Source organism: Collinsella aerofaciens, assembly GCF_015670795.1.
GTDB classification, from domain to species: Bacteria; Actinomycetota; Coriobacteriia; order Coriobacteriales; family Coriobacteriaceae; genus Collinsella; species Collinsella aerofaciens_Q.
This window is the reverse complement of the sequence record NZ_JADPCJ010000008.1, coordinates 1-23,729: the sequence shown is the minus strand read 5'-3', so window position 1 is coordinate 23,729 and position 23,729 is coordinate 1. Positions and strand designations below refer to the sequence as shown.

The window sequence follows — 23,729 nt, the reverse complement described above, 5'->3', positions numbered from 1 at the left end:
GCGGGGCGCGGGTGCGAACTGCGCCCCGCCATTTGCTCGTGTCCGTATCGCGTCTGCGCCTCGTCGTAGCTTGCGTCCGTGCGAGCATTCATCCCGCGCCGGCATCACCTGACATCGAACTCCACGCGGTCGAGATCGGGCACATTGAGGTCGATGAGCTTACGGGCGACGTGACGGTCGTGTGCCCCGAGCGCCTCGCTTGTCGTCACATGGGCGACGATTTCGCGCTCTACAATGCCTTCCTCGTCCCCTTCGGTAGCCGAGGTCTCGACGGCGACGGTGTAATCCCTAAAGCCCGGCAGCACCGCGGCAAGCTCGCGCGTAGTTTCGGTGACGCCGTAGCCGTCCTGCACGCCGGCCTGCGCCGAGCCAATAGACCCCGCGGTCATAACGATGCAGGGGATGGCAAAGATCGCCGTGCCCACAATAATGCGGCGGCGCACCTTGCGTGACAGCTCACCGACCTCGGCGTCTTCTTCTGCGGTCACAATGCCGTCGCCGTTCAGGTCGCGCTTGAGCGGCACGCGCAAAAGAAGCAGCACGGCTTCGGCAGCCAGTGCGATAAAGACTACATTGATGCCAAACTCGTAAAGCGCCGAGAGAAACAGCGACCCGCTTGCGATGGCGATGCCGTAGCCCGCCGCGCACAGGGGCGGCATGAGCGCGGTCGCCACGGCCACGCCGGCGATGAGCGTGGCGGGTTCCTGGTCGCGCGAGTTGCCCAGCCCGCCTGCAAAGCCGCCTGCGAGTGCGACGGTAAGGTCCCAGACGGTGGGTGTCGAGTTGTCGATGATGGCGGCCGTGGTGGTGCCAAGGGGCGAGAGCTTAAAGTACAGCGTGGACGTGACCAGGCAAAAGGCCATCTGCAGCGCAAGGCTGGCGACGGCTTCGACGGTAATCTCGCGGTCGAGCGTGGCAATACCGTATGCCATGGCAAGGACCGAGCCCATAAGCGGGCAGATGAGCATGGCGCCCACGATGGCGATGTCCGAGTCGATATCGAGGCCGATGCTTGCGATGAGCATGGCGATGATGAGGATGCACAGGTGAGAGCCGGTTAGGCGCGCCCCGTTTACAAAACGCTTGCGAATTACGTGGTAGGGCGCGCGACCCTCGCGAATGTTGAATGCGCGCTTTAGGAAGCGGGTGGCGTTCTCCATGGCCTCACTATGGGCGGGGCGGATGCCGTGGCGCCGGTGATGGCGTTCGCGTAGTCGCTTGATCTGTTGTTTGTCGAGTTCCATGTCCACCTCGTTCCAGCGCGGTCCGCGCAACGCGCCCGTTGTCCTAACTCTACACCGTGGCGGGCGGGGTGTCTGTTGGATGTGGAATCCGATAGGGCGGATGACGCGGGAGCAAATGCAAATCACAGGCTCAATTCCATCCCGCGAGAATATGATGCACCAGCTCCTTCAAATGTGACGAAACTGTGAAGCATGAGAGCGTGAATTTCAAAAAATACGCTGGTCGCCAATGTTGCGCAACAGAATTCAAAAATCGACAGCTACCGTTTGATACGTATGGATACATCCGTGTCAAAGGGAGAAAGCCATGGCAAACTACAGTCCACAACACTTTGAGCCTCGGGCCAAGACTGTCAACGTCAAGGGCGTTGCCAACCGCGCCGTCGCAACCGTTTTGACGGCGGGCCTCATCGCTCAGCCGCTCATGTCGCCGCTGGCGGCAATCGCCGCACCGTCAACCGATAACGGCGATTCTGTTCAGGGGGGGGGTAGTTCTGTAGAGAATACCGTTGCCGCCGGTAACCAAGCGGTCGTAAAGACGGCTGCCCAGCTGGCCGAGGAGTCGGCAAAGCAGCTCAAGGACGCTCAGGCCGCCTACGATGCCGCCCAGAAGAAGGCCGACGCGGCGGGCCAGTCTCAAAAGCAGGCGCAGCAGCAAAAGAATCAGGCCTCGCAGGCTGTGAGCGACAACGAAATCGAGCAGAACGCAGCAGAAGTCGCCGCGCTCCAGGAGAAGATTGACGAGCTCAAAGCCGCCGTCGAAAAGACCGAGCAGCAGCAGAAGAAGCTGGGCGACCTGAACGATCAGCTCGATCAAGCCAACAAGAGTGTCGAGGATAAGACCCAGGCGCTCAAGGACGCCAAGGCAAAGCAGGATGAGGCCAAGAAGGCCCTCGACGATGCCCAGGCCAAGCTCGAGGCCATGGGTATGGACGAGTACGAGGCCGCCAAGAAGGCCGTCGAGGACGCGCAGGCAAAGCTCGATGACGCCAATAAGGCCGTTGCTACTGCACAGGCCAATCTGGACCAGGCCAAGGCTGCCGAGGCCAGCGCTCAGCAGGAAAAGAAGGACACTGAGGCCGCTTTGACTTCCGCCCGGGCCAAGAAGCAGGAGACTGCCGCTGCTCTCGCAGCCGCAACCACCGCGCGCGATAACGCCCAGCAGAAGTTCAACCAGGCGCAGGCCGCGCTCGATGCTGCCGTCTCGGGTACAGGTGTCGACCTGAGTGCGCTTGAGGCCGCCAAGAAGGCTGCTGCTGGTGAGCTCAAGACCGCGCAGGCGGAGCTCAATGCCGCGACGGATGCCGACGCCACCGCACAGACAAATCTGCAGGCCGCCCAGGCTGCCGTCGCTGCCGCGCAGGAGAAGGCCAACGCCGCCAACGCTGCTGTGGCATCTGCCCAGTCTGCATACGGTGCGGCAAACAAGGAGTACAACGCCGCCGCCAGCAAGCGCGACGCTGCGAAGTCGGCATACGAGCAGGCTCAGCAGACCGAGGCCGACAAGAAGGCGGAGTACGACCGACTCGTCGAGGTCCGCCAACAGAAGCACAGCGAGTTCGATCAGGCTCGTGCTGAAGTAACCGACGCACACAATGCATACGACGCCGCAAACGCCGAGGTCGAGAAGCTCAACCAGCAGATTGCCGACCTCAAGTCGAACATGACCGTGGATCAGAACGTCATCAGCCAGGGCATGTTCGGCTTCATGAACTATATCATCGGCGGCAGCCAGTTCACAGCCACGCAGAAGTCGAATGCAAGCACTGCCGCGTCGATGCTCATGGGGACGACAGATAAACAGGACTGGTATGATAATTACGTCGATCAGGACATGTCTCGAGACACCAATCCGCTCTCCTTGGAGCAGATGCGCAACGCCCTGACCTACCTCGATACCCAGAACAACCTCCGCAAGGCGAACGGCCAGTCGGAGCTTAGCGTCAGCCTCCGCATGACCGCAGCAGCTGCACTCAACGCCTCATATTCATCGAATATTTGGGATCACTCGAACTGCTATTTCGATAAAGGCGAGAACCTTGCAGGCGGCGGCGGTGCATATGCCGGCGGCGAGACCGAGGATACTCTCGGATGGCCATATACCGGTCTCTATACCCAGGAAAAAGAGGCATTCGATAAGTACGTCAAACAGTATGGCGACGCACTTGGAAGCCATCGATATGATTCCTACTATATCTGGCAGCACTACAACAGCATTTACCATGAGTGCGGGCACTATCTAAACATCATCGATGCCGGCGCGAAGGCTATCGGCATCGCGACCGGTAGCGGTAAGAATACCGATTCCGAGGTAACCGTTTTCGACTATAGCGGGAGCACGGGGCAGAAGGATTTCACTGTCTCCGAGTTCAAGAAGCTCGTGAACGACTACATCGACTCTGCCTACAACGCAGGCGGCACTCAGGAGCAGAAGGAGCAGCTGAAGCAGCTTCAGAATAAGCTGGCAGAGGCGCAGAAGAACTTCGGGGCTGCTGGAACGGCTTATTCTAACGCATTGGATAAGCAAGAAAACACACGCGACGCCTATACCGCGGCCGACACGAACATGAACACTGCCAAGGGCGAGTACGAGAAGGCTAAGTCCGGCACCGCCGCCGCGAAGACGACATACGACGCCGCCGAAGCCAAACTCAAGGGCATCGACGTCAAGACGCCCCAGACCAAGCTCGATGCCGCCAAGAGCAAGGCCGCTACTGCCCAGGCAGCTCTCGATAAAGCAAACGCCACGCTTGCTGACAGCAAGACGAACGCAGCCGATGCCGCTGCTCACAAGGCGAAGGCTCGCAGCGCCCGCGATGCCGCCAAGGCAAAGTCCGAACAGGCCAATAAGGCGTATGTCAACGCCACTGCTTCGGTCAAGGACCTTGCCGCCAAGCGCGATGCCGCCCAGGCGGACCTTGCGAATAAGCAGGGCTCGCTTGACGAGGCAAATAAGGCCGACGATGCCGCCCAGGCTGGTGTAGACAAGGCCCAGGCCGCAGATGTCCAGGCCGCGACTGCTCTTTCGGACGCCAAGCAGGCGGTTGCCGCCAAGGCGCAGGCTGTGTCCGACGCACAGGCTAAGGCCAAGGCTGCCGAGGGCGAGCTGACCGGCGCAAACAAGGCCTTCGAGCGCTTCGCCGGCGCTCAGAAGGCGGTCGACGACGCCAAGGCCGCCTATGACGCTGCCGTAGCCAGTGTCGCCGATGCCCAGAAGCAGCTCGAGGCCGCCAACGAAGCCGTCGTCGATGCGAACTTCGAGATCTTTAAGGCCAAGGTCGAGCTTGCCAACGACGAGGCGCTCAAGGCCGATCTTGAGGCTGTCGACCACAAGGCCTCTCTTGCCGCGGGCACGACGGGCAACGAGAAGCTGGTCAAGCTGAACGCTGCCTACGCTCGCTATAAGGCTGCTGTCGATGCTGCCGCTGGTCTCAAGGCTGCCCTGAGCGATGCCGATGCCAAGCTGTCCGACGCCAACGACGCCTATGCCGCTGCACTGGCCGAGCTCGGAGATGCCAAGGATGCCTTGGCTGCCGCTCAGGCCGAGTACGACAAGTATCATCCCAAGGCTGAGCCGCAGGCCAAGCCCCAGGTTACGCAGGCCGCCGCAAAGGCCCCCGTTGCCAAGAAACAGGCTGCGCCTGCCGCGCTCGCCCAGACTGGCGACAATTCCGCTCTTGCGGGCGAGGTGTTCGTCATCGGCGGTATTACGCTCGTGGCTGCGGGCGTGACGCTGAGCGATCGTCGTCGCAAGCAGATGTAGCGTTTCGAGCGTAGTTTCTGCAACGAACTTCAATTCATAACGGGACCGTCTCGTTAGCCAAACGATAAGGCCGGCGCGCTGTTAAACGCAGCGCGCCGGCCTTTCTTTGTTTCGATATCAAAAAGCCCGGTCAGCAGCCGCAGAAGCTACCGACCGGGCAAGCCGTAGGCAATATGGTTGCTGTCGAGCAGCTGCTCAGCTTAGCCCAGCAGGCTTAAGCCCACGGAGACAAACGCCAGGATAACGCCGACGATGGACTCGCCGCCGAGCAGGCCGCTGGCGACAACCAGGCCCTGTTCCTGGAAGGCGGCATCCTTGGCAGCCCTCTCCTCGTCAGAAAGACCAGCGGTGGCGTCGCGGTGGGCGGACCACTTATCGTAGGCGAGCTTGACGCAGGAGCCCAGGAATGCCGTGAGTGACATGTAGAACGGCAGGTACACGCCCAGGCCGATCATCATGGCCGGAATGCCGAGCCAGTACATGACGATGCCGGCGATAAAGCCGCCTGCGAACCACGGTACGCTCGGGATGCCCGAGACCATGGTGGCGACGACGCTAGCCTGCGCGGCAACGAAGCTCTTGTCGGGACCAAAGGCGTCCGGACCATAGGCGGTGACGAGCGCGACCATGACGGCGGCAGCGACCAGGGCACCCACGATGCCGCCGATGGCCTGGCCGACCCACTGTGCACGCGGGTTGGTGCCCAGCACGGCGCCGGCCTTAAAGTCGTTCATGACGTCGCCCGCAAGGCCGCACGCCACGGCCACGATGCCGGCGATAAAGAACAGCTTGACCTGGGCGATCTGTGCAAAGGCCGCCACGATGAGCATGACGATGAGTCCAAAGATCTCCATGGGGTCGATGCCCGTCTGGCCGCAGCTCTGAGCGCTCATGATGGTGGTGACAAAGGTGAACAGCGTGACGATGACGGCCGGAACGGGGCCAAGGTCAAGCACGATGGCGATGATCACGGCGATGGCTGCGGTGCCCAGGCCGATGATGCCGGCGTCGATCTTAAGGGAGCCCGAGATGAGCGACTGCTCGTCGGTGTCGGTGGAGCTGTCGGCGGCAAGACCGCGGACGATGCCGGCGACCTGCGGCAGGATGTCCTTAAGGACGACGGCGACGCCAAAGCCCATCATAAGACCCATGCCCAGGGACTTGACGATGCCCTGCGCGGTTACGACATCGAACAGACCGGCAGCGGTGCCGCCGACGATGATGCCAAAGTTGCCCAGAAGCGCGCCGGCAAACCAGAAGGCGACGGGGGCGAAGCCCACCAAAAAGCCGATGGACAGCAACATGGGCGAGTTGTAGATGGCAAAGGTCACACCGGGGATATTGAGCGTGCACAGCATGCTGGGCACCACGCCCAGAGCGTCGCGAAGCACGCTGTAGATGCCTGCGATGGCCATGGAGCCAAAGAGCTGCTTGCCGGTCTTGCCGCCGGCCTCGGTAGCACGCAGGGTCTGAGCTGCGGCGTTGCCGGTGGGGAACTCAAGCGCGGCGTCCACGATAAAGTGACGGTGGATGAGCGCTGTCGCCAGAAGGCCCAAGACGGTGCCGGCGAGCGCCACGATAAACATGTCGAGCCAGCTGATCTGGTCGGCATAGCCCAGCATCCAGGCGCCCGGGATGGTAAACGCCAGACCGCCGGCGACCATGGCGCCCGCGGACATGATGGTGTGGGTGACGTTGGCCTCGTTGAGACTGGCGTTGCCCATGAGCTTAAGGAAGAACAGCGAAATGACGGCAGCGAAAATGATCGGCCAGGGGAGGGCGCCCATCTTGAGGGCGGTATAGGCCGAGCTTGCCGTGATGATCACGCAGCCAAGGACGCCGATGACGACGCCGCGCAGCGTAAGTTGCCCGCGCATCGAGGCGCGGTTCGAGGGATTGCTCATATAGAACTCCTTTGCGTATATCCGCTTCCCCCGCAAGCGCCGCTACGGATACGGCGCGGGAAGTCGGGTTACCAAGGGCCGCCGCGTGAGCTCGCAAACGACCGCGCACCAGTATAGCCGCAAGTTAGTCATTTTGGGATGACTGGTTTAGGTAGGCGATATACTGCTGGGCAGACGAAGGGAGCGCCGACGATGCTTAATGGGTGCGCATATATATTGACGGTCGACGTGGGTAACACGTTCATTCGCTTTGGCCTGTTTGCCGAGGATTCGGCCGCGGCGCAGGAATGTCCGCTAGCGACGTGCGAAATCACGACGCCGACCCGTATTACGGCCGACGAAGCGCGCATGCGACTTGTGCAGGTCATGGGCGCACTCGCCGCCGATGCAGGTGTGCCCGGGGTGATCGTACCCGCCGCGGCCGTGCTGAGCTGTGTGGTCCCGGCGCTCGAGCGCCCGTGGAAGGCAGCACTTTCCCGTACCTGCACGGGGCGCGTGCTCACCGTGGGGCCGGGCCTCAAGACCGGCATGCCCGTCCACTACAACGACCCGGCCGAGATCGGCCCCGACCGCATCGCCGACGCCGTGGCGGCCCGTGCCGTCTACGGCTCTCCGTGCATCGTGATCGACCTGGGCACAACGACCAATATTGAGGTCATCGACGCGCGCGGTACCTTTGTGGGCGGCGTTATCGCGCCGGGTCTGGCGCTCGGCGCCCGCTCGCTCTCGGCCGCTGCGGCGCGCCTGCCGCAGGTCGAGCCCTCGGCACCTACGCATGTCATCGGCCGTAACACGCGCGAGGCGATGCGCTCGGGCGTGGTCTTGGGCGAGGTGGCCCGCATCGACGGTATGCTCGACATGGTGCTTGCCGAGATGCGCGCGACCAAGGCGGCGGGGGAGGGCAGCGTGCCCATCGTCATTACCGGCGACGATGCAGAGGCGCTTGCGGCCCTTGTCGGCCATAGCCTGACGGTCGACGATGCACTGACGTTGCGGGGTCTCGCCGAGCTCTACCACATCAACCAAAAGCCCCGCCGCGTGTAAAAGTGAGGGCGCCGGTGGGACAAACGCCCCCACCTTTCACCTGCTACAATGGGTCAAACTATTGCGATTACGGAGGTGTCTGCCATGTCGGACGATCTTCATCAAACTTCGTCAGGCAAGCGCCTGGACGTCATTAGCTGGGACGAGTTCTTTATGAGTGTGGCTATCGCCGCGCAGCGCCGCAGCAAGGACCCCAACACGCAGGTGGGTGCGTGCATCGCCAACACCAACCACCGCATCCTTTCGGTGGGCTACAACGGTACACCCTCGGCGCTCAACGACGACTTTTTCCCGTGGGGTACGAGCGACGACCCGCTGCAGGACAAGCACAACTACGTGGTCCATGCCGAGGCCAACGCCGTGCTCAACTACCGTGGTTCGCTCAAGGACCTCGAGGGTTCCACGGTCTATGTCACGCTGTTCCCGTGCCATGACTGCGCCAAGATTTTGGCTCAGGTGGGCGTGGGCGAGGTTGTCTACCTGGACAACAAGTACGCCGACACCGATGACGGCCGTATCAGCCGCCGCATTCTCGACTCCTGTGGCATCAGCTACCGCCAGGTTATCGTCGATGTTCACATCGGCACCGAGGGGCGGGCTCGGCAGTAGCGCGTGGCAACGCCAGCTGGCGGCAAAAGCAGCTAAAAGAGCCCCGTCCCAAATTGACTACTCGTGAAAGTCGCGTCCGCGCGCATGGACGGCTCGTGAGCGGGTACACGGCTGTAGTAACATAGCTCTGTCCGCGGGCGCGCCCGCGTTATTGTGAGAAAGGAGCCCCTGTGGCTGTTAACGAAGAGCTGCTTAAGAAGGTTCTTGAAGAGATTCGCCCCAACCTACAGGCCGACGGCGGCGACATGGAGTATATAGGCGTTGATGACGAGGGCGTCGTCAAGCTGGAGCTTCAGGGCGCCTGTGCCGGTTGTCCCATGAGCGCCCTGACGCTTTCCATGGGCATCGAGCGTATCCTCAAGGAGCACGTGCCCGGCGTTACGCGTGTCGAGCAGGTCAATGCCTCCGGCGAGACCGATGACCTGTACGACGAGTATGCGCCGTTCTAAGAAGTGAAAGCTGCGGGCGATATGCTCCGCATAGACGTCACGCCCGAATATGCGGCTGCGAGCGCAAGGCCCGCGGCCGCATTTGTATGTAGGGAGCAGGGGGACCGATATGCTCAACGACCTCTACCATATGCTTGATCCCGTCGCCATCTCGGCGGGGCCCATCACCATCTACTGGTACGGCTTGGCCTATGTGGTCGGAGCTCTGCTCACGGCGGTCGTCATGTACCGCACGCAGCGCCGTTGGGGTTTTGACATTACGGTCGACGACCTGACGAGTGTCGTGGTCGGCGTGGTCTTTGGCCTCATTATCGGTGCGCGCCTGTTCTACGTCATCTTTTACGGCGACGGCTACTACTGGGCGCATCCGCTCGAGATCTTTGCCACCAATGAAGGCGGCATGAGCTTCCATGGCGGCCTGGTGGGCGGCATCATCGGCGGCGTGCTCGTGTGCCGCATGTATAAGCTCGACGCATGGACTTTGGCGGACCTTGCCGTCATAGGCGCGCCGCTGGCGCTGTGCCTGGGACGTTGCGCCAACTTCGTGAACGGAGAGCTGTGGGGCAAGCCGACCGATCTACCCTGGGGCGTGGTCTTCGGTGGCACCGCGGGCGATATGCCGCGTCACCCCTCCCAGCTCTACGAGGCATTTCTTGAGGGCATCGTGCTCTTTTGCATTCTGCAGGTGCTCAGCCGCAAAAAGCCGCTACTGCCCCAAGGCACGTTTATGGGCGTCTTTGTGATGGGCTACGGCATCGTTCGCTTTTTGATTGAGTTTGTGCGCGTGCCCGATGCGCAGCTGGGCTATCTGCTGGGTGGCGTCATCACCATGGGTCAGCTGCTGAGTTTGCCGCTTGTGATCGCGGGCCTGGCGCTCATCATCTTTGCTCGTCGCCGCAACCAGCCCCAGCGCATCTACCTCGACGCCTAGCCATCACGAACCACCACAAAGGGGACAGGCACCTTTGTGGTGGTTCGCTGGGCAACGATGACAGAACTGTAACGTTTCACCAGATAAAACCTGCTAAAATAAACCTGTCCCTTTTTGGCAGGTTTCTAGAAAGGCTCTTTGGACTGTGAAGGATTCCGATCTCTCCACAACGGCTGCGCGCGACGCTGCCCGCATCGTCTGGTTTAAGCGCTACCCCGCCAAGCAGACGCTCATCGCATTTTTGCTCGCGCTGTTGGCGACCACGGCGTTTTCCATCGATCCCGCCCCGGTGTCGAGCAACGCAGTCTTGGCGATTGACCCCAAAGCCTCGGGCATGCTGTACGTGTGCTACGAGGTGCTCCTCTCGTTTGCCGGCCATACCGACGCGGTCATGCTGCTTGCGCTTGCCTGCCTGCTCACGCTGCCGTTTCGCTACGTGTTCTTTGGCCGTGGCGACACCTGGCGCCCATCGATCATTCTGCCGTCGCTGTTCTTTGCCATCTGCATGGTGTTCGGCCGCAGCTACGATCTCACCGACTCGGCCGAGATTGTCCTTGGCGACAAAGCCCGCATCATCTGCGCCTGGATTGGCGGCGCGGGCTGGATGCTCCTAGCGATCGTTGCCTTCTACCTTGCCTTTGAGTGTCTAGATTGGCTGAGCTCTCGGCGCATTCCGTTTTCGGAAGCGCACTTTGGCCGCGTATGGCGTGTGGCTCACGCCGTGCTCTCGGTCCATCCCTTTGCCGGGCGCTTCCTGGTGCTTATGATCGCCTGGGCGCCCACGCTCATCGCTTCGCTGCCCGGCCTTTTTATGGGAGATACGGGTGCGCAGATTCGCCAGTGGTTCAACTATCCCAACGGCACGAGCGACTATCTGCGCCTACTCAACCCCAACGTGCTGCTCAACGGGCATCATCCCGTAGTGCACACGGCCATTATCGGCTCGTGCGTTCAGCTGGGGCTTTCGCTGTTCAACAGCGCTAACGCGGGCCTCATCATCTATACCTGCGCTCAATTTGTCATCACGGCTGCCTGCATGGCGTATTCCATTTCGTCGCTGCGCAAACTGGGCGTGAGTCTGCCGGTTCGCGGTGCGATCCTGCTGTTCTTTGCGTTTATGCCGATGTTCTCTAACTACGCGGCGTTGCTCACCAAAGATGTGCTCTTTGCCGACGCGTTCTTGGTGCTGCTGGTACAGACCGTCAAGCTCGTGGCATGTGGCCTGCCCCGTCGCGATGCCAATGCCGAGCGTGCGGGCGAACAGAGGCCCGTGCTCTTTGCGCGCCACGACTGGCTGCTTCTCGCTCTGGGCGCCATGGGTTCCACGTTTCTGCGCAACGGCGGCCTGGTGTTTCCGCTGGCGGCATGCGTAATCGCGGCGACGTTTTGCGCATGGGACGTGCATGTGGCTCGTCGTGCAGCCAAGCAGGCTGGTGCTGCGCCTTCGGGCGCCATCTCGCGTTTCCGCTGGGTTGGCGTTCTCGCGGTGCTCGCGCTCTGCCTTGCCTCTAATATGTACTTCACCAAGGTCTTTATGCCGGCGCACGATATCACGCCTGGTTCCAAGCGCGAAATCCTCTCGATTCCGTTCCAACAGACGGCTCGTTTCGTCCAAAAGCACGACGGCCTCAACTCGGGCGTCAACCCTACGGTTAAGGAGGACGGCACCATCGTGGAGGCGCCCTGCGACGGTTTGGTAACCGATGAGGAGCGCGCCGTGATCGACCGGGTGCTCAAGTACGAGAACCTGGGCCGCCGCTACAACCCCGACAAGTCCGATGCCGTCAAGAACTGCTTTAACGAGTACGCCTCGCAGGAGGACATCGATGCCTATTTTGAGGTATGGGCTCAGATGTTTAAGAAGGATCCCGAGTGCTATATTTCGGCGCTTATCAATAACTACTATGGTTATTTTTATCCGAGCGCGCGCGATGCCTGGGTCTACAGCACGGCGCGTAGTGCCGAGATCATGGCGCGTCCCGACAACCTCAAGTACTTCGACTTCCATCCGGTTGACAGCAACGTGGTGCGCTGGTGCGACCACCTGATCAATTTGTACCGTGTGGCGGTGCAGCGTGTTCCCTTTATCTCGCTCACCATGAGCTCGGCCACCTATGTGTGGATCATGATCGCCGTGGTGGTCTACTTGCTGCGTCGTCATTCATGGCGTGCGCTGGCGATCTGGGTGCCGCTGTTGGGCGTGCTCGCTGTGTGCCTGATTGGCCCGTGCAACGGCTCGACTTACATGCGCTACCTGTATCCGGTCATCGCCTGCATGCCCTTCGCCATCGGCGCCACCGTCACCCGCAGCGACTTCTTCTGGTTCTAACTTGGTGCATTGAGGGTCAGGTTTCTTTGCACCAAAGGGGACATCATCACGACGCCTTCATTTTGGGGTTTATCTCGCAGGCCAGTAGGTATATCATAACGACGTTTGTTTATATTGCCCGAGCATCTGCGCTGGGCTTTAGGTCGAAACCGATAGGAGACACGTATGTCCGGACACTCTAAGTGGGCCACAACCAAGCATCGTAAGGGCGCGCAGGACGCCAAGCGTTCCGCCCTCTTCTCCAAGCTCAGCCGCAACATCACCGTTGCTGCCCGTCTCGGCGGTGACCCGCTGCCCGAGAACAACGCCAGCCTCGCCGCTGCCGTTGCCAAGGCCAAGGCTCAGTCCATGCCTAAGGACAAGATCAAGTCCGCTATCGACAAGGCTTTTGGTTCGGGTGCCGATGCCGCCGTCTACGAGAACATCGTGTACGAGGGCTACGGTCCCGCCGGTGTCGCCGTCTACGTCGACTGCCTGACCGACAACCGCAACCGTACCGCCGCTGATGTCCGTTCCGCCTTCTCCCACGCTGGTGGCAACCTGGGCACCTCCGGCTCCGTCGCCTTCCAGTTTGAGCGCAAGGGCCAGATCGTCGTCGCCAAGGAGATCCTGGACGAGAACGCCAAGAAGGAGACCATGATCGCCAACGGTGCTGCCGGTGACGAGGATGAGTTCATGATGGCCATCGCCGAGGCCGGTGGCGAGGACTACGAGGATGCCGGCGAGGAGTGGATCGTCTGGACTACTGCCAACGAGGTCATGGCTGTCTCCAAGGCGCTCGAGGAGCAGGGCGTCCAGGTCAAGGGCTCCGAGACCACCATGGTCCCGACCACCCCGACCGAGGTCTCCGGCGCCGACGCCAAGAAGGTTCAGCGCCTCATCGACCGTCTTGAGGAGCTCGACGACGTCCAGGATGTTTACAGCACCATGGACATGACCGACGAGGTTATCGCTGCCCTCGAGGAGGAGTAGCGCCCGCACGGGTTAAGCCGTGCATATCTGGGCATAATGAAGCGAGCATGCAAGCCTCGTGGAATAGATGAGCCGGATCCGCGTGCGTAGAGCACCGGACCCGGCTCTTTTATAATGATGCGAACCGTTTTGCATTTCGAGAGCCGAGATTTGAAGGGAGCGCCACGTGCGCGTACTCAAACGAGCCCTAGCGATTGTGTATCTTGCCGCCGCCATCGTGGCGCTGGGTACGCTTGTCTGCCAGTTTTGGGGGCCGTATACGTATCGCTTTATGCTGCTGATGCGCGACCCCATGCCGCGCATTGTCGTGACGGCATGCGGCGGAGTTGTGGCGATCGGCGTGCTGGTAAGCTTCTTTCGCCTGATGTTTGCTCGTCGCGAGCCGTCCTGCGTGCATCCGGCGGGGGAGCGCAATATCGAGGTTACCCTTGCGGCGCTTTCTTCGTGTGCCAGGGCTGCTGCCGAGCGCGACGACCGCGTGATGGTCGAGCATGTCGAGGCCCGCGTCCAAGGCCCCGACGATTCGCACGTCCGATTTAAGGTCGAGGCTATCGCGCTTGACGATAAGGACGTGGCATCTCTGGCTACTGCGATGCAGCGGCGCATCGAGGAAGCTTGCGACACCATGCTTGGCACGCCGGGCACGACCGCACGCGTTCGTTTTTTGCCGTCCAAGACTACCGTCCAGACCGTGGAGGTTTCCGGTGAGTGATACCAATCAAGACAAGACCGCTCGTACGCCGCGCCTGACGATTGACCAGAGCGCCACGCCGGCGAACGAACCTGTTGATTCCAAAGCAGAGGCAACCGAGTTACAAGACGCGGCAGCCGCGGATTTTGACGAGGCTATGGGTCTCATCAAGGGTACGGGCGCTGCCATCTGGAGCTATGCCGTGCGTCATCCCAACACCACGCTTGGCGCCGTCGCTGGCTTTATCCTCGCCGTGTTGGTGCTCACGCTCGGCCTGTGGGACACGCTCGTCATTGCATTCTTCGTGCTGATCGGCGCCGTGATCGGCCAAATTCGCGACGGCGAGAACGGGATCGTCAACTTCTTCGGCCGTCTGTTTAGCGGCCGCTAATATGTATTCGACTGTCGCATCTGCGGCAGGCATAAGGAGGAACCATGGCTTTTAATACGAAGGTCGATGTAGCCGATACCGAGCTCGAGGCAGACGAGACCGTCGCTGCCGAGGCCGAGGATGTGACGCTCGAGGACGAGGCGCTCGTCGAGGCCGAGTCCGATGCTGATGAGGACGACGAGGAGGCGGACGAGGAAGCGGACGAGTCCGAGGACTCGCTGACCTATTCCAACGGTGTGATCGAGAAGATCGTCGCCATGGCCACCCGCGAGGTGCCGCACGTCCTGGGCATGAAGGGTAACCTTATGCACTTTGTGCAGGAGCAGTTTGGTGCCGAGAATCTGACCAAGGGCGTGACGGTTGAGGTCACCGATGACAATCGCGTGGTCGTCAACATCTCCGTCATCATCGAGTACGGCGCCTATGCGCCCGCGATCTTCGACGATGTCAAGGCACGTGTCACCGAGCGCCTTGCCGCGATGACCGGCCTTGAGGTGGCGGGCGTCAACCTGCGCATCGAGGACGTCATCACCCCCGAGGAGTACGAGCACCGCACCAGCCAGCACGAGTAACCTTCCAAAAAGGGACAGGTTTGTTTTGGCAGGCTTTATCTGCGAAAACGTTAAACGGCCGACCGCGCAAGCAAAAGCGTGGCCGGCCGTTATTTGTATGCCCCCCGATGTGGGCATACCGCTCGTCTAACTAGGGGTTGCAATCGTCGCGTTCCGCGTTACCCTAATGGGCGCATTGTTTCCAAATTGTTAACGAGGGGTTGCCGTAATGGCCGACGAGCACGAAACAGAAAGCAAGGCATGGGCGATTGAGGCCGCCGCGGCAGAGGCGGCATCGCGTGCTGCCGAGGAGGTGCATCGTCCTCCCGTGGTGCCGATGGAGCGCGTGGTTGATCGCACCGATATCGAGCGCGGCGAGCGTGTCGGTCAAAAGCGCAGCCAGGAGCCGGGCTTCCCGCGCTTTTTTGCCGAGCTCAATCTGGGCCTGATTCTTACGGCCTTCGCCATCGTTGCGTTTAAAACCCCTAATCACTTTGCTTTTGGCGGCACCTCGGGCGTGTCGGTCATTCTGTCCACGCTGTTCCCGACCCTGCCCGTCGGCGTTTTTATGTGGATTATCAACGCGGTTCTCGTCGTCTTGGGCTTTATCTTTTTGGAGCGCAAGGCAATCCTGTGGAGCGTCTTCGCCTCGTTTGCGCTTTCGGCCTATGTTTCGCTGTTTGAGCTCTTTATTCCGACCGATGTCTCTCTGACGGGCGATATGTGGCTCGATCTGTGCTTTGCTGTGATTCTGCCGGCGCTCGGCAGTGCCATCGTCTTTGATATTGGCGCCTCGACAGGTGGCACGGACATTCTTGCCATGATCCTCAAGCGCCGCACCACGCTCGAGATTGGCCGCGCCCTGCTCCTGGTCGATATCGGCATCGTGACCATCGCGGCCTTCTTGTATGGCCCGCGTGTCGGTCTGTATTGCGTGCTCGGCCTGTTTGCCAAGACGCTTGTGGTCGACAAAGCCATCGAGAGCATCCATCTTCGTAAGGTCTGCACGGTCATTTGCTCCGAACCCCTTAAGGTCGAGGAGTTTATCGTCAAGCATCTCAACCGCACGGCGACCATCAGCCGCGGCTACGGTGCCTTCTCGGGCAAGTGCGTGACGGTGATCATGAGCGTGCTGAGCCGTCGCGAGGCCGTGCAGCTGCGCCGTTATGCGCGCGAGGTCGATCCAGGTGCCTTTATCACGATCGTCGACAGCTCCGAGATTGTCGGCAAGGGCTTCCGCGGAACGAACTAGCACAGACGTATCCAACGAACCGCCTGCTGGCGCCGTGTATCTTGCAAATCGGTCATCTTTGAGTATTTGACCCCACATTGGGCAATAATGATGCTAAAGACATCGTTTGCGATCCAAGTGATTTGTTCAAGATACGAAGGGATGATTCTATGTTCTGCTCGCAGTGTGGCGCCCCCATGGGCGATAACGACAAGTTCTGCGGCGTGTGTGGTGCTCCTAATGCCGGTGCCGCTGGCCCCGCTCCCCAGGGACAGCCTCAGCCCCAGCAGTTTGTTCCGCAACCGCCCGTGGCGAATGCGCCAAAGGGCTGTGTGGCTCAGGCGTTCCAAGATATGACTAAGACTCCGGGCGTGCTTCAGCGTGTATGCCAAATCGCGTTTTTGCCGGCGCTGATTTGCGTTGTGTCGGTGCTCGTGTTGTTTATTCCCGTTATTGGCGGCATTGCGGCTGCCATCGGCTTTTTGGCAGCTTGCATTGCGAGTGTGTGCGGTTCCGGCTTCGGTATCGAGTGGGGCCGCGATCTGTCGCTCAAGGTCGATGACGGCATGGACCGTCCACTCATGCGTTCCACGTCGTTTGGTCTCGGAGTCTTTTCGAGCGTTATCTCGGTCGCGCTCGAGGTTATCGCTGCCATTCCCGTTATCGGTGTAGTGCTTTCGCTGGTGGAGGGCGTGGTAATTGGCGCCGCGGGCTCGTATTCTTATTACGGCTCTTATGCGCTCGAGGCTGCGCTGTTCGGTTCGCTCGGCCTGCTTGTCCTGGCGCTAATTGCCTCGGCGATTCTGGGTGTCTTCTTTAAGATGTTCGCCGACATTGCCGTGATGCACTTTGCGGTGACCGGGCGCGTCGAGAGCGCGTTTTCGCTCGATAAGGTCTGGGCGGCCTTTAAGCACAACAAGACCAAGCTGTTCTGTGCTTCGTTCCTTCCCGAGTTTTTGACCGGCTTGGTCGCCAACGTTGTCACATGGATCTTGACGGTCGTCTTTGGCGCCATTGCCTCTGTCGGTATGTATGGCTACTACTATCGTCCTACGGGTATTGAGGCAATCGTTACCGGCGGTGGCGTCACGCTCGCGCTGTTCTTGGTGCTGGTCGCTTTCGTCACCGTATTTCTTACGGTCTTTGGCAAGATACTCAAGCACCGTGCCGTTGGCTATTGGGCCGCACGCTATGCAAGCGAGTGGGCCGATGAGGATAAGGACGACGTCCTGACTTTTGTGTTGCCCTTCGAGAAGAAGTCCGCTCCTTCGGGTTACGGTGCTCCGGATGCTTCGCCGGCACCTGCACCCGCTCCCGCGACCGAGCCTGAGCCGGCGCCCGAGTCTGAACCGGCGCCCGAGCCTGAGACGGCATCTGAGCCCGAGCCTGCGCCTGAGCCTGAGCCGGCACCTGCACCTGAGCCGGCACCTGCACCTGAGTCGGCGTCCGAGCCAAGCTCCGACGAGGAACCTCAGGACGAGTAGCCATGCCGTCTGCCATTTGGGGACGGGGTAGAAATAGTAGAAATAGCGCTTGAAGAATGAGCGGGGGCGGACGTGTCGAAACGTCCGCCCCCGCTTTGACATCGCGATGTGGCTATGACTGCGAGATGCCAGCGAATCGACTACTCGTCGTGCTTCTCCTCGCGGCGTGCAGCGGCGCGTGCGTCGTGGATGCCCTTGATCGCGGCATGGCGAGCCGTTCGGGCATCATGGATGGCGTCGCGAGCCTCGGCGGTCGTCGCCTTGGCAGAGCGCAACTTGGCGGCCAGATCGGGGTTGGTTTCGGCGACCGCGGTAATCGCGGGGCCGTCGAGCTCCTCTTGCGTGGGCTCGGCCAAAAAGTCGATAGCATACTGGGCGGCCACCATGGAGCCCTTTGCCAGCACGGTCTCGTCGATCTTGTAGAAGCAGGAATGTTGGGCGTACGTGGCGCCAATCTTGGGGTTGCGCGTGCCTACAAAGGCGAGCACGCCCGGTACGCGACGCAGGTACTCCGAAAAATCCTCGCCCGAAAGCGTGCCGCGATAATGGCCTTGGCCGGTGGGGCCCAGGCACTTGATTACAGCCTGACGGCAGCGCTCGCTCGAGGCGGCGTCGTTTTCGACCTTGTAGTTGGCGATGGTGTAGTCGGTGAGCTCTGCCTCGGCGCCCAAGGCGGCCGCGGTATGCTCCACGATGCGGCGCATAAGCTCCGGCATTTCCTCGTGGGTCGAATCGCCGTAGGTGCGCACCGTGCCGGCGAGGTAGGCCGTGCCGGCGATAACGTTGCGCGCGGTGCCGCCGTGCAGCTCGCCGACGGTGATGACAGCCGGCTCGTAGGGGCTGATCTCGCGCGAAACGATGGTCTGCAGGGCGTTGACGATCTCGGCGGCCACCATAACGGCGTCGTGACCGCGCTGGGGCATGGCGCCGTGGCACGAGGTGCCGCGTACGTCGATGCGGAACCAGTCGGTATTGGCCATGCGCGGACCGGGCTCGCAGCTCACGGTGCCGGCGTCGACCTCACTCCAGATGTGCGCGGCGTAGGCGCCATCGACGCCGTCGAGCACACCCGTGCCGATCATGAGCTTAGCGCCCTGGCCGTTTTCCTCGCTGGGCTGGAATACGATGCGGACTTCGCCGTGGATGTCGTCGGTCATATGGCGCAGGATTTGCAGCGTTCCGAGCATCATGGCGATATGGCAGTCGTGGCCGCAGGCGTGCATGCAGCCCTCGTTGACGCTGGCGAACTCCTCGCCGGTCTGCTCGGTGACGGGCAGGGCGTCGATGTCGGCGCGCAGCAGGATGCGGCGGCGTGGCGTGCCGTCCTCGCGGTAGGCATCCGGCGCGGTACCGCGAAGCGTTGCCACCAAGCCGGTCTTGAGCGGACGCTCGTAGGGGATATTCATGGCGTCGAGCTGGTTGGCGATGTCGGAGGTCGTGCGCTCCTCGGCAAGGCTCAGCTCCGGGTGCTTATGGAAGTGCCGGCGCTGCTTGATGATATATGGTTCAAACTCGGTAGCGATATCTTGGATGGCCGCGGTGACGTCGTCAGCCGCGCGAGCCTCGGTCGCCGCCATAATCTGCTGTGCCTTGGTCTTCGTCATGGTCGATTTGCTCCTTGCTGGGTTGATCGCAAAATCGTACAGGCTCTCTCCAGTATGCCACCTGCCGCTAGGGCTGGTAAAGTTGCCGTTTGCCGCTTGGGGTTTTGTTACAAGGGCGGGGGAGTACACTCGGGGGTGTTGAATTTCCTGCCAGAGATGGGGATGCCCATGCAACATATCGATCGGATTATCCGCTCCAAGAACGTCTTTACCGCGCAAGACGGCATCGATACCACCCGCGAGCTGGCGATTGCCATCGCAGGCGACCGTATCGTCGCAGTCGGTGCGCCCGATGACGTGATCGCCGCCGCTCCTGCCGCTACGTCGGTTATCGACTACGGCGAGCAGTTTGTCTGCCCCGGTTTCCATGACGCTCATCTGCACTTCTTCCATACCTCGGTCGGTTCCTCGCCGTACATGCTCATGGATATGGGCACGTCCGAGGCAGCGCTGGTGCAACATGCGCTCGAGTTTTCCCAGGACCTGCCCGACGACGCTTGGGTTGTGACGCAGGGCTGGCGCGACTACCGTTGGGACCCGCCCGAGCATCCTACCAAGGTGTCGCTCGATGTGGCATTCCCCGATCGTCCCTGTGTTATGTATTCGGGCGACGGGCACACGCTGTGGCTCAACAGCCGCGCACTCGATGCACTCGGCGTCACGCGCGACAGCGAGCCACCAGCGGGCGGTAGCTACGACAAGGACGCAAACGGCGAGCTCACGGGTATTGCTCACGAGGCGGCTGCCATGCAGCTGCTACCGCGCTGCCTTGAGTGGCTGGGCGAGGATCGCATCGCAAGCGCTTACGCCGATCAAATGAGGCGGATGGCCGAGCAGGGCATCACCTCGATATGCGATATGTCGCTCATGCCCATGCCGGGCTGCGATTTTATCCGCGACGACGTCTACGACAAACTGCAGGCAGCCGGCAAGTTGGGCATCCGAGCCCATTTGTTTCCCACGCTGCTGGATGACCAATCGCGCTTGGAAGAGCTGCAGGTACGTTACGCGAACAACGCGCTGCTTTCGGCGCCAGGCTTTAAGCAGTTCTTCGACGGCGTGTCGAGCGAACACACGGCCTATCTCACCGAGCCCTATACCAACCCGCGCTTCCCGGGCGATCAAGGTCGCCTGACGGTTCCTGCCGAGCGCATGCGCAAGCTGGTTCTGGCGGCCGCGGAGCGCGGCCATACCGTGCGCATCCACGTCATCGGCGACGGTGCGATTCATGCCGCGCTGGATATCTTCGAGGAGGCCGCCGACCTGTACGGCCTGCCCCAGCACGGCCATAACACGCTCGAGCACCTGGAGAACCTCTTGCCCGAGGACATCGATCGTCTACGCAAGCTTAACGTCGTTGCCTCGAGCCAGCCCTGTCACATTACACTCGACCCGGGTGGACCGGAGCGCGATCTGGGCCTGGAGCGCAGCCGCATCATGTGGCCGTTTGCGACCTATAAGCAGCGCGGCATTCGCCAAGCCTTCGGTACCGACAGCCCTATCACAGCTGTTACCAGCATGAACGTGCTCTACACGGCTATCACGCGCCAGGACCCCAAAAGCCACTGGCCCGAGGGCGGCTGGCTACCGAGCGAGCGTATCGATGCGGCCACAGCTCTGCGCAACTATACCCTGGGCAGCGCGTACGCAGCGGGCGACGAGCAAAACCTCGGCAGCTTGGAGCCCGGCAAGTATGCCGACCTGGTAGTCCTGGACCAAAACCCGCTCACCGTTGACCCCCAAGAACTGCAAGCCACCAAGGTTCAGGCCACCTACCTGGCAGGTAACGTAATCTACGAGCGCTGGCCTCATACCCCACTCATAGGGGGCACGTTTCAGCAACGTGCCCCTTTCTTGTTCGCAACATCTGCATCGCCATTTTGCTGCACTGACTTTTCTGAATGCCGGGCCCGAATTAGTTAACCTGCCTCCCGTGTGGCTCCGGAGGGGCGGGGCATAAGGTTTATCGCGAGTTCCGCACGAGCCGAAAGCCGCTTAATGTGGCCTTCGTGCGAGCAGGACTGCCCGAGCAGGAAACCTTATGCCCCGCCCCTCCGGAGCCACACGGGAGCCACCGCTAAGTTATCCCCCGGCATTCAGAAAATCTAAGTGCCAAAAAATAAGATTTTTTGACTCCGTGTTGTATAACCCGCCATTCGTGGGTACCATTCAACGCGTACGCAAACAAAAAAGGGTTAATTCGCGTGGTATAACCGCGCGGCCCAAAAAGGAGGAGACAAGCATGTCGTCTTTGAAGCCGCTTGCAGATCGTGTTCTGGTCAAGCCCGACGAGGCCGAGCAGAAGACCGCTTCTGGTCTGTATATCGCCAGCAACGCTCAGGAGAAGCCGCAGCGCGGCACCATCGTTGCCGTTGGCGCCGGCAAGGTCAACGACAAGGGTGAGCGCATCCCCATGGACGTCAAGGTCGGTGACGTTGTCATCTACGGTAAGTTCGGTGGCAACGAGGTCAAGGTCGACGGCGAGAAGTATCTGCTGATGCGCGCCGACGACATCTACGCTGTCGTCGAGGCCTAGTCTCGTCAGAATCTCTGATTCGTCTTTGAACGCGTCCGCCGCATAGGACTCGGAAGCGGCGACGCGAGTCACATTTCTTTTGGAGGATTACCTACCATGGCAAAGAACATTACGTTCAACACCGATGCCCGCGCTAAGCTCGCCAAGGGCGTCAACACTCTGGCCGACGCCGTTACCGTCACCATGGGCCCCAAGGGTCGCTACGTTGCGCTGCAGCGCACGTTCGGTGCCCCGACCATCACCAACGACGGCGTTTCCGTCGCCAAGGAGATCGAGCTCGAGGACAACATCGAGAACATGGGCGCTCAGCTGGTGAAGGAGGTCGCCACCAAGACCAACGACACCGTGGGTGACGGCACCACCACCGCAACTCTGCTCGCTCAGGCCATCGTCAACGACGGTCTGCGCAACGTCGCCGCTGGCGCCAACCCGCTGGCCATCCGTCGCGGCATCGACAAGGCCGTCAACGCCGCCGTCGCCGAGATGAAGAAGCAGGCTAAGCCGGTCGAGACCAAGGAGCAGATTGCTTCCGTCGGCACCATCTCTGCCGGTGACCCCGAGGTCGGCGAGAAGATCGCCGAGGCCATGGAGGTCGTGGGCAAGGACGGCGTCATCACCGTCGAGGATTCCCAGACGTTCGACATCACCATCGACACCGTCGAGGGCATGCAGTTCGACAAGGGCTATGTCTCCGCTTACTTCGTCACGGATAACGACCGCATGGAGGCCGTGATGAAGGATCCGTACATCCTCATCACCGACCAGAAGATCTCCAGCGTTCAGGACATCATGCCCGTTCTCGAGGCTGTCCAGCGCGCTGGCCGTGGCCTGCTCATCATCGCTGAGGACATCGACGGCGAAGCTCTGCCTACCCTGGTCCTCAACAAGATCCGTGGCGCCCTCAACGTCTGCGCCGTCAAGGCCCCGGGCTACGGCGATCGCCGCAAGCGCATTCTCGAGGACATCGCCGTCCTCACCGGTGGCCAGGCTGCCCTGGACGAGTTGGGCGTGAAGGTCGCTGACATCACCGCCGATATGCTCGGTACCGCTAAGTCCGTCACCATCTCTAAGGACAACACCGTCGTCGTCGGCGGCGCTGGCTCCAAGGAGGCCATCGACGCCCGTATCGCTCAGATTAAGGGCGAGATGGAGAACACCACCTCTGACTTCGACCGTGAGAAGCTCCAGGAGCGCCTGGCCAAGCTCTCCGGTGGCGTTGCCGTCATCAAGGTCGGCGCTGCTACCGAGTCCGAGCTCAAGGAGATCAAACATCGCGTCGAGGACGCCCTGCAGGCCACCCGCGCTGCTGTCGAGGAGGGCATTGTCGCTGGCGGCGGCGTCGCCTTCATGGACGCTGCTCCTGCGCTCGATGCCGTCGAGATCGATGACCCCGAGGAGAAGATCGGCGTCGACATCGTCAAGAAGGCTCTGACCGCTCCGGTCGCCACCATCGCCAAGAACGCTGGCTTTGAGGGCGCTGTCGTGGTCGACAAGGTCGCCGAGCTGCCCGCCGGCCAGGGTCTCAACTCTGCCAACGGCGAGTGGGGCGACATGATCGAGATGGGCGTCCTCGACCCCGTCAAGGTCAGCCGCGTCACCCTGCAGAACGCTGCTTCTGTCGCCAGCCTGATCCTCATCACCGAGGCCACCGTCTCCGATGTGCCCAAGAACACTCAGCTTGAGGACGCAATCGCTGCTGCTACCGCTGGTCAGCAGGGCGGCGGTATGTACTAAGGCCGACAAGGTCTAGAACTCCCACCGGGAATCCGGGGGCGGGACGGGGACTTCTCTCCGGAACGTCCTCGGACATGCAAAGAGGCTCCGCATCGCGCTTCGCGCTGCGGAGCCTCTTTGCGTCCTGACGCTCCTATTTGGCAAGGTGTTTTTTAGAATCCATTTTGCGCTCGGCCTCGAAGGCTTGCCTGTCCCAATCGAGCGGAAGTCCGGCCTCGACCCATGCCTCGTAGGCCCTCCTTATGGGCTTGAGCTCCCTTTG

The 23,729-nt window shown here is 61.2% G+C and carries 18 protein-coding genes; 15 read left to right on the top strand and 3 right to left on the bottom strand.

Annotated elements, in window-relative coordinates:
- Positions 1-104: 104 nt before the first annotated feature.
- Positions 105-1,244, bottom strand: coding sequence for a DUF389 domain-containing protein (locus I4W09_RS03935; RefSeq protein ID WP_196032051.1), 1,140 nt, complete (start codon positions 1,242-1,244; stop codon positions 105-107).
- 307 nt (positions 1,245-1,551) lie between these two features.
- Here I4W09_RS03935 and I4W09_RS03930 point away from each other — a divergent pair, with 307 nt between their 5' ends.
- Positions 1,552-5,007 carry a CAP domain-containing protein gene (locus I4W09_RS03930; RefSeq protein WP_196032048.1) on the top strand — a complete coding sequence of 1,152 codons (3,456 nt, stop codon included), beginning with the start codon at positions 1,552-1,554 and terminating at the stop codon, positions 5,005-5,007.
- Positions 5,008-5,207: 200 nt separating this feature from the next.
- Here the strand turns inward: I4W09_RS03930 and I4W09_RS03925 are convergent, their stop codons facing one another.
- Positions 5,208-6,911, bottom strand: a complete 1,704-nt coding sequence (locus I4W09_RS03925; protein WP_196032046.1) for an OPT/YSL family transporter — start codon at positions 6,909-6,911, stop codon at positions 5,208-5,210.
- Positions 6,912-7,103: 192 nt separating this feature from the next.
- Between I4W09_RS03925 and I4W09_RS03920 the strand changes: the two genes are divergently transcribed.
- From I4W09_RS03920 to I4W09_RS03870, 11 genes are all read left to right on the top strand, one after another.
- On the top strand, positions 7,104-7,955 hold the full coding sequence (locus tag I4W09_RS03920; RefSeq protein WP_196032043.1) for a type III pantothenate kinase: 852 nt from the start codon (positions 7,104-7,106) through the stop codon (positions 7,953-7,955).
- A gap of 84 nt (positions 7,956-8,039) precedes the next feature.
- The gene (locus tag I4W09_RS03915; protein WP_196032040.1) at positions 8,040-8,564 is read left to right on the top strand and encodes a deoxycytidylate deaminase; all 525 of its coding nucleotides are present in this window, start codon (positions 8,040-8,042) and stop codon (positions 8,562-8,564) included.
- A 170-nt stretch (positions 8,565-8,734) separates the two neighbouring features.
- A complete protein-coding gene (locus I4W09_RS03910; RefSeq protein ID WP_022094472.1) occupies positions 8,735-9,013 on the top strand; it encodes a NifU family protein in 279 nt (92 codons plus the stop codon).
- A gap of 109 nt (positions 9,014-9,122) precedes the next feature.
- Positions 9,123-9,944, top strand: a complete 822-nt coding sequence (lgt, locus tag I4W09_RS03905; protein WP_196032037.1) for a prolipoprotein diacylglyceryl transferase — start codon at positions 9,123-9,125, stop codon at positions 9,942-9,944.
- A gap of 145 nt (positions 9,945-10,089) precedes the next feature.
- Positions 10,090-12,273, top strand: coding sequence for a DUF6020 family protein (locus I4W09_RS03900; RefSeq protein ID WP_271756707.1), 2,184 nt, complete (start codon positions 10,090-10,092; stop codon positions 12,271-12,273).
- 165 nt (positions 12,274-12,438) lie between these two features.
- Positions 12,439-13,245: a YebC/PmpR family DNA-binding transcriptional regulator gene (locus I4W09_RS03895; RefSeq protein WP_006234926.1), complete on the top strand. Its 807-nt coding sequence runs from the start codon at positions 12,439-12,441 to the stop codon at positions 13,243-13,245.
- 166 nt (positions 13,246-13,411) lie between these two features.
- Positions 13,412-13,957: an Asp23/Gls24 family envelope stress response protein gene (locus I4W09_RS03890; RefSeq protein ID WP_196032034.1), complete on the top strand. Its 546-nt coding sequence runs from the start codon at positions 13,412-13,414 to the stop codon at positions 13,955-13,957.
- Entirely contained in the window at positions 13,950-14,327 is a 378-nt protein-coding gene (locus I4W09_RS03885) for a DUF2273 domain-containing protein (protein WP_233540326.1), read from the top strand. The genes I4W09_RS03890 and I4W09_RS03885 overlap by 8 nt, the downstream gene beginning before the upstream one ends.
- Before the next feature lie 44 nt (positions 14,328-14,371).
- The gene (locus tag I4W09_RS03880) at positions 14,372-14,899 is read left to right on the top strand and encodes an Asp23/Gls24 family envelope stress response protein (RefSeq protein WP_196022449.1); all 528 of its coding nucleotides are present in this window, start codon (positions 14,372-14,374) and stop codon (positions 14,897-14,899) included.
- 208 nt (positions 14,900-15,107) lie between these two features.
- The gene (locus I4W09_RS03875) at positions 15,108-16,130 is read left to right on the top strand and encodes a YitT family protein (RefSeq protein WP_196032031.1); all 1,023 of its coding nucleotides are present in this window, start codon (positions 15,108-15,110) and stop codon (positions 16,128-16,130) included.
- A gap of 149 nt (positions 16,131-16,279) precedes the next feature.
- Positions 16,280-17,593, top strand: a complete 1,314-nt coding sequence (locus tag I4W09_RS03870; RefSeq protein WP_196032148.1) for a zinc-ribbon domain-containing protein — start codon at positions 16,280-16,282, stop codon at positions 17,591-17,593.
- A gap of 140 nt (positions 17,594-17,733) precedes the next feature.
- Here I4W09_RS03870 and I4W09_RS03865 read toward each other — a convergent pair whose 3' ends face one another.
- Entirely contained in the window at positions 17,734-19,197 is a 1,464-nt protein-coding gene (locus I4W09_RS03865) for a M20 family metallopeptidase (RefSeq protein ID WP_196032028.1), read from the bottom strand.
- Positions 19,198-19,359: 162 nt separating this feature from the next.
- Between I4W09_RS03865 and I4W09_RS03860 the strand changes: the two genes are divergently transcribed.
- The 3 genes from I4W09_RS03860 (at position 19,360) to groL (ending at position 23,467) form a co-directional block, all read left to right on the top strand.
- The gene (locus I4W09_RS03860; protein WP_230318668.1) at positions 19,360-21,120 is read left to right on the top strand and encodes an amidohydrolase; all 1,761 of its coding nucleotides are present in this window, start codon (positions 19,360-19,362) and stop codon (positions 21,118-21,120) included.
- A gap of 319 nt (positions 21,121-21,439) precedes the next feature.
- Positions 21,440-21,733 carry a co-chaperone GroES gene (gene groES, locus I4W09_RS03855; protein ID WP_022094351.1) on the top strand — a complete coding sequence of 98 codons (294 nt, stop codon included), beginning with the start codon at positions 21,440-21,442 and terminating at the stop codon, positions 21,731-21,733.
- A 96-nt stretch (positions 21,734-21,829) separates the two neighbouring features.
- Entirely contained in the window at positions 21,830-23,467 is a 1,638-nt protein-coding gene (groL, locus tag I4W09_RS03850) for a chaperonin GroEL (RefSeq protein WP_006234938.1), read from the top strand.
- Positions 23,468-23,729 lie beyond the last annotated feature (262 nt).